General features: G+C 37.1%; 15 protein-coding genes. All 15 read right to left on the reverse strand.

The annotated features are described in order from the left end of the window. Positions 1–7: 7 nt before the first annotated feature. Entirely contained in the window at positions 8–769 is a 762-nt protein-coding gene (locus tag LZZ90_RS07315; RefSeq protein WP_237790034.1) for a LytTR family DNA-binding domain-containing protein, read from the reverse strand. After that, entirely contained in the window at positions 770–2,737 is a 1,968-nt protein-coding gene (locus LZZ90_RS07320) for a tetratricopeptide repeat protein (RefSeq protein WP_237790035.1), read from the reverse strand. It abuts the gene before it with no gap. Positions 2,738–2,908: 171 nt separating this feature from the next. Next, positions 2,909–3,952: a leucine-rich repeat domain-containing protein gene (locus tag LZZ90_RS07325; protein WP_237790036.1), complete on the reverse strand. Its 1,044-nt coding sequence runs from the start codon at positions 3,950–3,952 to the stop codon at positions 2,909–2,911. 154 nt (positions 3,953–4,106) lie between these two features. After that, positions 4,107–5,396, reverse strand: coding sequence for a phosphopyruvate hydratase (gene eno, locus LZZ90_RS07330; protein ID WP_237790037.1), 1,290 nt, complete (start codon positions 5,394–5,396; stop codon positions 4,107–4,109). Between the two features lie 41 nt (positions 5,397–5,437). Beyond that, complete coding sequence (gene carA, locus LZZ90_RS07335) at positions 5,438–6,547, reverse strand: glutamine-hydrolyzing carbamoyl-phosphate synthase small subunit (RefSeq protein ID WP_237790038.1); 1,110 nt, start codon at positions 6,545–6,547, stop codon at positions 5,438–5,440. A 243-nt stretch (positions 6,548–6,790) separates the two neighbouring features. After that, entirely contained in the window at positions 6,791–7,294 is a 504-nt protein-coding gene (rplQ, locus tag LZZ90_RS07340; RefSeq protein WP_237790039.1) for a 50S ribosomal protein L17, read from the reverse strand. A 62-nt stretch (positions 7,295–7,356) separates the two neighbouring features. Beyond that, on the reverse strand, positions 7,357–8,349 hold the full coding sequence (locus LZZ90_RS07345; RefSeq protein WP_237790040.1) for a DNA-directed RNA polymerase subunit alpha: 993 nt from the start codon (positions 8,347–8,349) through the stop codon (positions 7,357–7,359). Between the two features lie 25 nt (positions 8,350–8,374). Further along, entirely contained in the window at positions 8,375–8,980 is a 606-nt protein-coding gene (gene rpsD / locus LZZ90_RS07350; RefSeq protein WP_237790041.1) for a 30S ribosomal protein S4, read from the reverse strand. A gap of 84 nt (positions 8,981–9,064) precedes the next feature. After that, positions 9,065–9,448: a 30S ribosomal protein S11 gene (gene rpsK, locus LZZ90_RS07355; protein WP_023574076.1), complete on the reverse strand. Its 384-nt coding sequence runs from the start codon at positions 9,446–9,448 to the stop codon at positions 9,065–9,067. 11 nt (positions 9,449–9,459) lie between these two features. After that, positions 9,460–9,834, reverse strand: a complete 375-nt coding sequence (gene rpsM, locus LZZ90_RS07360; protein WP_237790042.1) for a 30S ribosomal protein S13 — start codon at positions 9,832–9,834, stop codon at positions 9,460–9,462. 2 nt (positions 9,835–9,836) lie between these two features. Then, entirely contained in the window at positions 9,837–9,953 is a 117-nt protein-coding gene (ykgO, locus tag LZZ90_RS07365; RefSeq protein WP_002987490.1) for a type B 50S ribosomal protein L36, read from the reverse strand. Between the two features lie 12 nt (positions 9,954–9,965). Next, the gene (gene infA, locus LZZ90_RS07370; RefSeq protein WP_026714631.1) at positions 9,966–10,181 is read right to left on the reverse strand and encodes a translation initiation factor IF-1; all 216 of its coding nucleotides are present in this window, start codon (positions 10,179–10,181) and stop codon (positions 9,966–9,968) included. 5 nt (positions 10,182–10,186) lie between these two features. Continuing rightward, positions 10,187–11,533 (reverse strand): preprotein translocase subunit SecY, encoded by a 1,347-nt coding sequence (gene secY, locus LZZ90_RS07375; protein WP_237790043.1) that lies wholly within the window; start codon positions 11,531–11,533, stop codon positions 10,187–10,189. A 13-nt stretch (positions 11,534–11,546) separates the two neighbouring features. After that, positions 11,547–11,999 carry a 50S ribosomal protein L15 gene (gene rplO / locus LZZ90_RS07380; RefSeq protein ID WP_237790044.1) on the reverse strand — a complete coding sequence of 151 codons (453 nt, stop codon included), beginning with the start codon at positions 11,997–11,999 and terminating at the stop codon, positions 11,547–11,549. A gap of 13 nt (positions 12,000–12,012) precedes the next feature. Continuing rightward, the gene (gene rpmD / locus LZZ90_RS07385) at positions 12,013–12,195 is read right to left on the reverse strand and encodes a 50S ribosomal protein L30 (protein ID WP_237790045.1); all 183 of its coding nucleotides are present in this window, start codon (positions 12,193–12,195) and stop codon (positions 12,013–12,015) included.

Below are 12,195 nucleotides of genomic sequence, written 5' to 3' on the forward strand. Positions count from 1 at the left end.
GAATTCATTATAAACTCTTCAAAACTTCCTGCAAGCGCTCTTTTTTTCGTTGAGAAATGGGCAAGTTACTATTGTCGGCCATAATTACATAACCACCATCTTTTTTAATGTACGATTTCAAATAAGAAAGATTAATAAGGTGCGATTGATGGATGCGCTCAAAACCATGTTCCGCCAAAAGCTCTTCGTATTCCTTGAGTGTTTTGGAAATAAGCACCGGCTTGTTGTTCTTAATATAAAACTTGGTGTAATTATCTTCGCTTTCACAACGGATGATATCACTGATCTCAAACAAATGAATCCCGTCTGAAGTGGAAAGCGCAATTCGTTTAAAATTGTCTACCTTTTTACGGATGTTCTCCAAAAGCAAATCGATATGCGCATAACTGTCATTCTTATGCAAAGCATTTTTGATTTTCACGATTACTTTCTCAAGCTCTTCCGGATCTACAGGTTTCAACAAAAAATCCAGCGCACTGAAACGAAACGCTTTCACGGCGTACTGTTCGTGAGCAGTAATAAAAACAATATGTGAGGAGGATTTTCCATTTTTAAGAGCGATTTCCTCCAAGATGTCAAATCCGGTTCCATCACCAAGTTGAATGTCCAGAAACACCACTTGCGGCTCCAACTGTTGCATCGCTACAATTCCCGTTTTTACACTATCGGCTTCACCAATAATTTTAATCTCGGGCGCATAACGGGTCAAAAGGCTTCTCATTCCGTTGCGCAAATTGGCATCGTCGTCGATTAATAAGGCTGTAATCATTTATTTTATGTATTGTATCGGAAGTTTTAAAACCACTTTGGTACCTGATATACTTCCGTTATCATTTAGTTCTTCAATTTCTACTTTGGCTTTTTTGGAAGTGTACGCCTGCATCATTTCCAAACGCTTTTTGGTAATATCGAGCGCCATTGATTTGTGCACCGACACTAAATTCTCTTTCAGTTCTTTTGATTTATTGAACCCGATGCCGTTATCGGTAATGGAACAAATCAGGTTTTCATGATTCAGTGAAAAATCGATAGAAATAGTTCCTGCTTCTTTCTTGGGAATCAATCCATGAATGATCGCATTTTCCACAAAAGGCTGCAACAAAAGCGGCGGAAGCGCCATATCATCTTCTATATCATTGCCTTTGACAATGGAAAAACTAAACTTTTGATTGAAACGCAATTGCTCCAGCTCAAGATAATTCTGCAAACTCTCTATTTCCTTATCAATCGGAATTAATGTTTCCTTGGAATATTCTAAGGTAAGACGCATCAATTTTGAAAACTTCGAAAGATATTTAATCGCCGAATCCGTTCCGTTCTGAACAATAAAACTGGAAATCGATCCCAAACAATTAAACACGAAATGTGGGTTCATTTGCAAGTGAAGCGCTTTTTGCTCATATTCTGCTAAATCTTTCTGAAGCGTAAGGTTCTTTTTCAACTGAATGCGGCTGTAAATCAGAAACCCGATTCCACATAAAGACAAAACCAATAAAACGGTATACCAAATTTGCAATTGGTGTCTTTTTGCCTGTTCTTGATAAATGATTTCTCTTTTCTCCTGCTCTTCCTTCTGCAAGGTTTCTTTCTTTTCAAATTCGAAATTCATTTCGGCCCGAACACTGTTTCTAATGTTTTCGTGATTACTCACGCTGTCTTTTGCAATACTGTAAAGTTTATAATGCGTTAAGGCTTGCTGAGAATCGCCCAGCTTTTCATAAATTTCACTTAACCTTTTCTCGGCATCCTGAATTTGTTCCGTTACCTCAAGTTCCTTGGAAAGCTGCAAGGATTTAGAAGTATTTAGCAAAGCTTCTTTGTAATTCTGTTGCTCCAGATTGATTTCACCTATATGAAAATACGTATCTGAAACCCCAAACTTATCCTCAATCGAATTGAAAGCCTCCAAAGCTAATGCGTAATTTTGCAACGCTTTACCTTTATTCCCAGTCTTTTTGTAAAACAAACCCAAGTTATTATAAAGCTCACCCAAACCTCTTTGATCGGGATATTTTCCAAAAAACAGTTTCGCTTTACTATAATTTTCAAATGCTCTGGTATAATCTCTTTGCTTCAGATAAATGTTTCCGATATTGGTTGTAGTAATCCCAATGGCCGGATCCAGAATTTTTTCTTGAATTTTGAAGCATTTTATAAAATAAGTGAGCGCTTTAAAATCTTCACCCAACGATTTGTAAACGATTCCTAAATTGTTGTATACGCGAGTAAGTTTTTCGCTGTTTTTAGTTTGCTCATAAATTTTTAAAGCTTTCAGATGATACTGGAGCGCTTTGGAATAATTACTCTGCTCTGAAAAAACGATTCCAATACTTCCATAAGCCCTTGCTAAAGCATTTCGGTTTTCTTCTTTTTCTGCTCCGGCTTTCTTTTCCATTTCAGCTTCAAAAACCGACTGTGCGTTGGAAAAGGACTGTAATGCCAGAACATAATTTCCAAGAACCACATTGGCATTACCCATATTCTGATAAGCGCTACCTTCGGCTAATCGATGATTAATCTTTTTGGATAACTGAAGTGCCTTTTCTGCATAGTGCTGCATTAATTTAGGATTATTGGCTCCGTATTCAACGGCGATCGCATTGAAAAGTTCAGTACGATCAATATCGTTACGTGTATTTTTCAGAACCTGCTGAAGACTATCAACTGATGAATTCTGCGAAAACACCGACATTGTAACCGTTAAAATGAATACTAAAAACCCAAAGCTTTGCTTCATAAAAAACTTTCAAAAGAATGAAAAACAAAAATAACCTTTACTTCCTTAACCAAAAGACAAATTGAGCATATCACATATTTGATTGAGAATTTGATAAACTAAAAAAGCCTGACAAGTTTTCTTATCAGGCTTTTTTAGGCAACTATTTTTTTCGAAGACTTTATCAGAAAGCTATTCTTTTATAATCTTCTCTATTTTCGTTCCGTTTTCGGTTTCTATTTTAAAGAAGTAAACCCCATTAGCAAAACCCGAAACATCGATTTGAATTTGTAAATCGTTCACAGATTTTACATTTACCACCCTTCCCATGTAATCCGTTATTTGAATTGATTTGACCACGGAATTTGAAGAAACCGCAACCGTTGATCGTGAAGGATTAGGATAAACAGTAATTGTATTTTCAAAATGATTTTCATTTAGTCCTAACACACAATTTGAATCTACAATCACGCCTGAACCTGCTTGAGCCTGAACACTGGACACCTGAGCAGCATCTGCGCAGATATAGGTTAAATTGGGATTATTAGAGAACTGAAGATACTCATCATCCTTCCCATTTTTAACAAATAAAGTAATTAATTGATTATTATTGCAATACACAGCTAAAATATCTCTATTACGAGTTAAATCTAAAGTTGTTAATTGATTATATTGGCAATTCAATTCCATTAAATGATCAATATCAGGTAAACTAGTCAATTGATTCCTTTGACAATGCAATACTTGAAGATGTATGTCACCTATAACTAAACTTGTCAATTGATTATAGTTGCAATTCAAATAATAAAGATTTACATTATTCGAAACATCTAAACTTGTTAATCGATTATTGAATAAATCGATATAAGTAAGATTTACATTATTCGAAACATCTAAACTTGCTATCTGATTATTGGACAAATACAAATATCTAAGATTCACAAAAGCCTCAATACCTTCCATATTAGTTATCAATTGAGAATCAACTCTATCTAGCCATAAAATTTTAATTAGCAATGCTTCACTTACCTGTATTTCACCATCATTATTAGCATCAATTTTAACAAAACTAGGTGGAGAGGTAGGTGAATAAGTAGGATACTCATCAGTACTTGCTATTCTATTTGAAGGACTCGCAGCCAACAATTTCGCCTTAAAAACCGGATCCGGAATATTCACAATTTGCGCATTGACCATTCCCGTTACCATCAATAAAAGAAGTAGTAGTTTTTTCATGTTTGCAAGTATAGAAGCTCAAAGATAGTGATTCCCTTAATCGTTTTAATTCTTTGTACGAAAAAAGCCTCAAAAGTTATAAAACTCTTGAGGCTTTTTTAATTATTGAAAAGTAACTTGTATCAGTTAAACACTTTTAACTGAACACAAAATATTACTGTTTAAATGCTTTTGATCCAGGAAAATAAGCTACTTCCGCCAATTCTTCCTCAATTCTCAAAAGCTGGTTGTATTTCGACATACGGTCTGAACGCGAAGCCGATCCGGTTTTGATTTGACCACAGTTTAAAGCAACCGCTAAATCAGCGATTGTATTATCTTCTGTTTCTCCAGAGCGGTGCGACATTACTGAAGTATAACCAGCGTTATGCGCCATGTTTACTGCTGCAATCGTTTCCGTTAACGTACCGATTTGGTTTACTTTGATTAAGATCGAGTTTGCAATATTTTCTTCAATTCCTCTCGATAAACGCTGTACGTTAGTCACAAATAAATCGTCTCCAACTAATTGCACTTTATCCCCGATTTTCTCAGTTAACAACTTCCAACCGTTCCAATCGTCTTCATACATACCGTCTTCGATAGAAATAATTGGGTATTTAGCTGATAAATCCGCCAAATATTGTGCTTGTTCTTCCGAAGTTCTGATTTTTCCGGTTTCGCCTTCAAATTTTGTGTAATCGTATTTTCCGTTTACATAGAATTCTGAAGCTGCACAGTCTAAAGCAATCATAACATCATCACCAAAAGTATATCCTGCGTTTTCAACCGCCAATTTAATCGAGTCTAAAGCATCCTCAGTTCCACCGGCTAAGTTTGGAGCAAAACCACCTTCGTCGCCAACTGCTGTTGAAAGGTTTCTGTCGTGCAATACTTTTTTAAGGTTGTGGAAAATTTCCGTCCCCATTTGCATGGCATGTGTAAAATTCTGAGCTTTTACCGGCATAATCATGAACTCCTGAAATGCAATAGGCGCATCCGAGTGTGAACCACCGTTGATAATATTCATCATCGGAACCGGAAGCGTGTTTGCAGAAACACCACCTACATAGCGATACAAAGGCAATCCTAATTCGTTAGCCGCCGCTTTAGCCACAGCCAAAGAAACCCCTAAAATTGCATTTGCCCCCAAATTCGATTTGTTTGGTGTACCGTCCAATTCAATCATCATTTTATCGATTGCATTTTGCTCAAAAACCGACATTCCAACCAATTCAGAAGCGATGGTCGTGTTTACGTTTTCAACCGCTTTCAGAACACCTTTTCCCATGAACGCCTTTCCGCCGTCGCGTAATTCAACTGCTTCGTGCTCTCCTGTAGAAGCTCCTGATGGAACAGCGGCTCTTCCTAAGATACCGTTTTCAGTAACTACATCTACTTCTACGGTAGGATTTCCTCTTGAATCTAATATTTGTCTCGCGTGAATTTTGATAATCATGCTCATAATCTATCTTATCTTTTGGTTATTTAATATCCAGATTTGGATTAGTTTTTTGCTAATTTAATATTTTCAACGAACTGGTCAAACAAGTAACGGGCATCGTGCGGCCCAGGACTTGCTTCAGGATGGTACTGTACCGAGAAAACTGCTTTGTTTTTCATGCGCATACCAGCAACCGTTCCATCGTTTAAGTGTACGTGGGTAATTTCAAAATCAGGATGGTTTTCCAATTCTTCACGAACTACTGCAAAACCGTGATTTTGCGAGGTGATTTCTCCTCTGTTGGTAATCACATTCATCACCGGATGGTTAATCCCACGGTGACCGTTGAACATTTTATACGTTGAAATGCCGTTAGCCAAACCGATTATTTGATGACCCAAACAAATTCCAAACACAGGCTTATCAGAAGCAATAATTTGTTTGGCAACTTCTTGCACCTCTTTCAAAGGCTCGGGATCTCCAGGCCCGTTTGACAAGAAATAACCGTCAGGATTGAACGCTTTCAATTCTTCAAAAGTAGCATTATAAGGATACACCTTAACATAGCAATCTCTTTCAGCCAAGCATCTTAAAATATTGGTTTTGATCCCTAAATCCAAGGCAGCTACTTTGTATGTAGCATTTTCATCTCCAAAGAAATAAGGTTCTTTGGTAGAAACTGTTGAAGCCAATTCTAGACCTTTCATATTCGGGACTTGGGCAAGTTGTTTTTTTAATTCTTCCAACGAAGTTCCATCGGTACAAATAACTGCATTTTGCGCTCCGTTATCACGGATGTATGCCACAAGGGCGCGTGTATCTACATCGGAAATAGCTACCAGATTTACTTTTTGGAAGTACTCCAACAAGCTGCCTTCTGCATCAGGACGAGAATAATTGAAACTAAAGTTTTTACAAACCAATCCGGCGATTTTGATGCTGTCTGAATCCGTTTCATCCGCATGTACCCCATAATTTCCTATGTGTGCATTGGTGGCCACCATGATTTGACCGTAATAAGAAGGGTCGGTAAAAATTTCCTGATATCCGGTCATTCCCGTATTAAAACAAACTTCCCCAAAGGTTTTACCTTCGATTCCTATGGATTTCCCATAAAAAACAGTTCCGTCGTTTAACAATAAAATGGCCTGATTTCTACTTGAATATTTCATTGTGTGTTGTTATGTTGTGTTGTAAAAAGTTGTGCAAATTTAGGTTAAATAATTGCTTTTAAAAAATTTCGCTTAAAAGAAGCCTTTAGTTTTCTTTTAGCCCCGATGGAAGCGACACCTTGTAAAGCGGACAGCGGGAACATGGTTTAAAAAAACGCTGAGGATTTGCTCACGAAAAACCAAAAAAAAAGGACAAACTTAAAAAGTTCATCCTTAATTTTATTGAAAATCAATGTTTCATGATTATTCAGTAGCTTCTGTATTTTCTGTTGCATCAGCCGCAGGTGCTTCAGGAGTTGCAGCAGGAGCCTCAGTAGCCTCCGCTTTTTTAGCTTTACCACGACGGGTTGTAGCTTTTTTAACTTCTTTTTTACCTCCGTTGTACAATTCGTTGAAATCTACCAACTCGATCATTGCCATATCAGCGTTATCCCCAAGACGGTTTCCTAACTTGATGATACGAGTATATCCTCCCGGACGATCTCCAACTTTAGCAGCAACTTCTCTGAACAACTCAGTAACTGCATATTTGTTTCTCAAGTAAGAGAAAACAATACGACGGTTGTGAGTAGTATCTTCTTTAGATTTTGTTACTAAAGGCTCTACAAATTGTTTAAGCGCTTTTGCTTTAGCGACAGTCGTGTTAATACGTTTGTGCTCGATTAACGAACAAGCCATATTAGCCAACATAGCTTTTCTATGTCCAGTCTGTCTGCTTAAATGATTTACTTTTTTTCCGTGTCTCATGACGTACTTTTTTAAACTTCATCTTGCTTCAATCCGTTATGGAGCGCAAAATATGAAGTAATTTATTCTTTATCTAATTTGTACTTAGCTAAATCCATTCCGAAATTCAAACCTTTAACAGCAACTAGTTCGTCTAGTTCAGTTAATGATTTTTTACCGAAGTTACGGAACTTCATCAAGTCATTCTTGTTGAATGAAACTAAATCACCAAGTGTTTCAACTTCAGCCGCTTTCAAACAGTTTAATGCTCTCACAGACAAGTCCATATCAACAAGCTTAGTTTTAAGCAATTGTCTCATGTGTAAAGACTCCTCATCGTAAGATTCAGTTTGAGCAATTTCATCAGCCTCAAGTGTGATTCTTTCATCAGAAAACAACATAAAGTGATGAATCAACGTTTTAGCTGCCTCTGTTAACGCATCTTTTGGATGAATTGAACCGTCTGTGATGATCTCGAAAACCAACTTTTCGTAGTCAGTTTTTTGCTCCACACGGAAGTTTTCAATTGCATATTTCACATTCTTTACTGGAGTGTAAATTGAATCCGTGAAAATAGTACCAATTGGTGCGTTTTGTTTTTTATTTTCCTCAGCCGGAACATAACCACGACCTTTCTCGATAGTCAATTCCATGTTGATAGTAATCTTACCATCTAGGTTACAGATCACCAAATCAGGGTTTAACACCTGGAAACCAGAGATGTATTTTTGGAAATCACCCGCGGTTAACTGATCTTTACCTGAGAAAGAAATTGATACAGATTCGTTATCGATGTCCTCAATCTGACGTTTGAAACGCACTTGTTTAAGGTTAAGGATAATTTCTGTAACATCTTCAACCACACCGGAAATTGTAGAGAATTCGTGTTCTACTCCTTCAATACGTACCGAAGTGATTGCGTATCCTTCCAAAGAAGATAGCAAAACACGTCTTAAAGCGTTACCAACGGTCAATCCGTATCCCGGTTCTAAAGGTCTGAATTCAAACTTACCTTCAAAATCGGTTGAATCGATCATGATAACTTTATCGGGCTTTTGAAAATTGAATAATGCCATATTTGTTTTCGACTGTTGTCAGTTATTATTTGTTGTACAACTCTACGATTAACTGTTCTTTGATGTTTTCTGGAATCTGAAGTCTTTGAGGAACAGAAACAAAAGTTCCCTCTTTAGTATCATTATTCCAAGTAATCCACTCGTAAACAGCACTAGAATTAGATAACGAACGCTCGATAGCCTCTAGAGATTTTGATTTCTCACGAACTGCAACTTTATCACCTGGACGTAAGTGGTAAGAAGAAATGTTAACTACTTCACCATTAACAGTGATGTGACGGTGAGATACAATTTGACGAGCTGCACGACGAGAAGGTGCGATACCCATTCTGTAAACCACATTGTCTAAACGTGCTTCACAAAGTTGTAAAAGAATTTCACCAGTTACTCCTTTAGAAGCCGCTGCTTTTTCATATAATCCTCTGAATTGACGCTCTAAAATACCGTAAGTATATTTCGCTTTTTGCTTTTCCATTAACTGAACAGCATATTCAGATTTTTTACCTCTTTTTTTAGCCAAACCATGTTGACCAGGAGGGTAATTTCTTTTTTCGAAGGCTTTGTCATCTCCGAAGATAGCTTCCCCGAATTTACGGGCAATTTTTGTTTTTGGACCAGTATATCTTGCCATTGCTAAAATAAATAAAAAGGTAGGGATTATGAATTCAGGTCTTATCCTCCGATAATCGTTCTCCTACCTTTGGTTATACTATAATTATACTCTTCTTCTTTTTGGAGGACGACATCCGTTGTGTGGCATTGGAGTTACATCGATGATTTCAGTAACTTCAATTCCTCCGTTGTGGATTGATCTGATTGCAGACTCTCTTCCGTTTCCTGGACCTTTAACGTAAACTTTTACTTTTTTAAGTCCAGCTTCTAACGCTACTTTGCTACAATCTTCTGCTGCCATCTGAGCTGCGTAAGGAGTATTCTTTTTAGAACCTCTGAAGCCCATTTTACCAGCTGAAGACCAAGAAATAACTTCACCTTTCTTGTTAGTTAACGAGATGATGATGTTGTTAAAAGTTGCATTAATATGAGCCTCGCCTGTTGATTCAACGATCACTTTACGTTTTTTTGTACTTGCCTTAGCCATACTACTACTTATTATTTAGTTGCTTTTTTCTTGTTAGCAACAGTTTTTCTTTTACCTTTTCTTGTTCTAGAGTTGTTCTTAGTTCTCTGACCTCTTAACGGAAGACCAGCTCTGTGACGGATACCTCTGTAACATCCGATATCCATTAAACGTTTGATGTTTAAAGAGATTTCAGAACGTAATTCTCCTTCAATTTTGAAGTATGAAACCGCCTCACGGATTGCTCCGATTTCGTCGTCATTCCAATCTTGAACTTTTTTATCTTCGCTAACGTTAGCTTTCTCTAAGATTTCTTGCGCTCTGCTTCTACCAATTCCGAAGATATAGGTTAAAGCAATAACTCCTCTTTTGTTTTTTGGGATATCAACCCCTGCTATTCTTGCCATAATTATCCTTGTCTTTGTTTAAATCTAGGATTCTTTTTGTTAATAACGTACAATCTTCCTTTTCTACGTACAATAATGCACTCGGCACTTCTTTTTTTAACTGATGCTCTTACTTTCATTTTATAATAGCTTTAGTATCTATAAGTAATTCTTGCTTTTGACAAATCATAAGGGCTCATTTCCAGTTTCACTTTGTCACCAGGTAACAATTTGATGTAATGCATACGCATCTTTCCTGAAATGTGAGCAATTACAACATGCCCGTTTTCTAATTCTACACGGAACATCGCATTTGACAATGCTTCAATGATTGAACCGTCTTGTTCTATTGCTGATTGTTTTGCCATAAAAATTAAGCTACCGCCTTTCTGTTTTTACCGCTTTTCATCAACCCATCATAATGCTTATTCAATAAGTATGAATTTACCTGTTGAATAGTATCAATTGCAACTCCCACCATAATTAACAATGATGTTCCGCCATAAAACATTGCCCAACCTTGTTGTACTCCTAACAAACTAACGGCAATCGCTGGGAACACAGCAATTAATGCTAAGAATAACGAACCTGGAAAGGTAAGTAATGACATTATTTTATCAAGATAATCACCTGTCTCCACACCTGGACGAATTCCCGGAATAAAACCTCCGCTGCGCTTTAAATCGTCAGCCATTTTATTTGTAGGAACCGTAATGGCGGTGTAAAAGTAAGTAAAAATAATGATTAACAAAGCAAAAACTAAATTATACTGCCATCCAAAGATGTTTTGGAAGCTAGTCGTAATGGTTTGAGCCGCATCCGAAGAGGATAATCCTGCAACAGCTGCCGGGATAAACATAATTGCCTGTGCAAAGATAATCGGCATAACTCCAGAAGCATTAAGCTTTAATGGAATCCACTGACGGTTACCTCCCATCATGTCTTGTTCGAAATCACCAGCTGTTGTACGACGAGCGTACTGTACCGGAATCTTTCTTACAGCCATGGTAAGTAAAATACATGCAATAATGATTAATAACCAAATGATAACTTCTAAAACAATTAGCATTGGACCTCCGTTGTTTTCAGTTACACGAGAAGAGAATTCCTGAATGAATGCCTGAGGCAAACGAGCCAAGATCCCAACCATGATTAATAACGAAATTCCGTTTCCAATACCTTTATCAGTAATTTTCTCACCAAGCCACATTGCAAATATTGTCCCTGTAGTTAAGATAATTACAGAAGAGAATAAGAATGAGAACGAGCTGAATCCTAATAAAAAGGCATCCGCTGGCAATTGTTTGTACAGGTTATAGATATAACCCGGCCCTTGTAATAGGGTAATACCAATTGTTAACCATCTTGTAATTTGGTTAATTTTCTTTCTACCGCTTTCTCCGTCTTTTTGCAGTTTCTGTAAATAAGGAATAGCAATTCCCATTAACTGAACCACAATGGAAGCAGAAATATACGGCATGATACCCAATGCAAATACAGATGCCTGCGAAAACGCGCCACCTGTAAATACATTGATTAACCATCCTATACCTTGATCAGTTTGAGTCGATAAATTGTGCAATTTAGTTGCATCAATACCTGGAAGGGTTACCTGTGCTCCGAAACGGTACACCACTAACATTCCAAGAGTAAGAACAATTTTGTTTCTTAACTCATCGATTTTCCAAGCATTAACTAACGATTCTATAAACTTCTTCATCTGGTATATTGGATTATAAAGTTACAGCTTCTCCTCCTGCAGCCTCGATAGCCGCTTTTGCAGTCGCAGTAAATTTGTGAGCAGTTACTTTTAATTTTGCTTTAAGCTCTCCTCCTCCTAAAATCTTTACAAGCTCATTTTTAGTTGCCAAACGGTTTTCTACCATTGTTGTGAAATCAACTGTATCAGTTACTACACCATTATCTACTAATGTCTGTAAAGTTGAAAGGTTGATCCCTTGGTATTCCACACGGTTGATGTTTTTGAAACCAAACTTAGGAACACGTCTCTGTAAAGGCATCTGACCTCCTTCGAAACCAATTTTCTTAGAATAACCAGAACGCGATTTAGCTCCTTTGTGTCCACGTGCAGCGGTACCACCTTTTCCAGAACCTTCTCCTCTACCTACTCTTTTATTTTGGTTATGTGTTGAACCTTCAGCCGGTTGTAAGTTACTTAAATTCATAATGAATATGATATTATTTAGTTTCTTCTACAGAAACTAAGTGTTTAACTTTATTTACCATTCCAAGGATAGCAGAATTTGCATCATGCTCCACAACTTGTCCTAATCTTTTAAGACCTAAAGCCACTAATGTTCTCTTTTGTGTTTGAGGACAGTTAATTTGACTTTTTACTTGTTTTACTAATATCTTTGCCAT

It is taken from the genome of Flavobacterium sp. SM15, assembly GCF_022012335.1.
Taxonomy (GTDB): Bacteria; Bacteroidota; Bacteroidia; order Flavobacteriales; family Flavobacteriaceae; genus Flavobacterium.

Bases quoted from the DNA above. Each gene is read 5' to 3' on its own strand.
- rpsM (WP_237790042.1), bottom strand. From the start codon at position 9,834: ATGGCAAGAATAGCAGGGGTTGATATCCCAAAAAACAAAAGAGGAGTT.
- eno (WP_237790037.1), bottom strand. From the start codon at position 5,396: ATGAGCATGATTATCAAAATTCACGCGAGACAAATATTAGATTCAAGA.
- ykgO (WP_002987490.1), bottom strand. From the start codon at position 9,953: ATGAAAGTAAGAGCATCAGTTAAAAAAAGAAGTGCCGAGTGCATTATT.
- LZZ90_RS07345 (WP_237790040.1), bottom strand. From the start codon at position 8,349: ATGGCATTATTCAATTTTCAAAAGCCCGATAAAGTTATCATGATCGAT.
- infA (WP_026714631.1), bottom strand. From the start codon at position 10,181: ATGGCAAAACAATCAGCAATAGAACAAGACGGTTCAATCATTGAAGCA.
- LZZ90_RS07315 (WP_237790034.1), bottom strand. From the start codon at position 769: ATGATTACAGCCTTATTAATCGACGACGATGCCAATTTGCGCAACGGA.
- LZZ90_RS07325 (WP_237790036.1), bottom strand. From the start codon at position 3,952: ATGAAAAAACTACTACTTCTTTTATTGATGGTAACGGGAATGGTCAAT.
- rplQ (WP_237790039.1), bottom strand. From the start codon at position 7,294: ATGAGACACGGAAAAAAAGTAAATCATTTAAGCAGACAGACTGGACAT.
- LZZ90_RS07320 (WP_237790035.1), bottom strand. From the start codon at position 2,737: ATGAAGCAAAGCTTTGGGTTTTTAGTATTCATTTTAACGGTTACAATG.
- carA (WP_237790038.1), bottom strand. From the start codon at position 6,547: ATGAAATATTCAAGTAGAAATCAGGCCATTTTATTGTTAAACGACGGA.
- rpsK (WP_023574076.1), bottom strand. From the start codon at position 9,448: ATGGCTAAGGCAAGTACAAAAAAACGTAAAGTGATCGTTGAATCAACA.
- rplO (WP_237790044.1), bottom strand. From the start codon at position 11,999: ATGAATTTAAGTAACTTACAACCGGCTGAAGGTTCAACACATAACCAA.
- rpsD (WP_237790041.1), bottom strand. From the start codon at position 8,980: ATGGCAAGATATACTGGTCCAAAAACAAAAATTGCCCGTAAATTCGGG.
- secY (WP_237790043.1), bottom strand. From the start codon at position 11,533: ATGAAGAAGTTTATAGAATCGTTAGTTAATGCTTGGAAAATCGATGAG.
- rpmD (WP_237790045.1), bottom strand. From the start codon at position 12,195: ATGGCAAAGATATTAGTAAAACAAGTAAAAAGTCAAATTAACTGTCCT.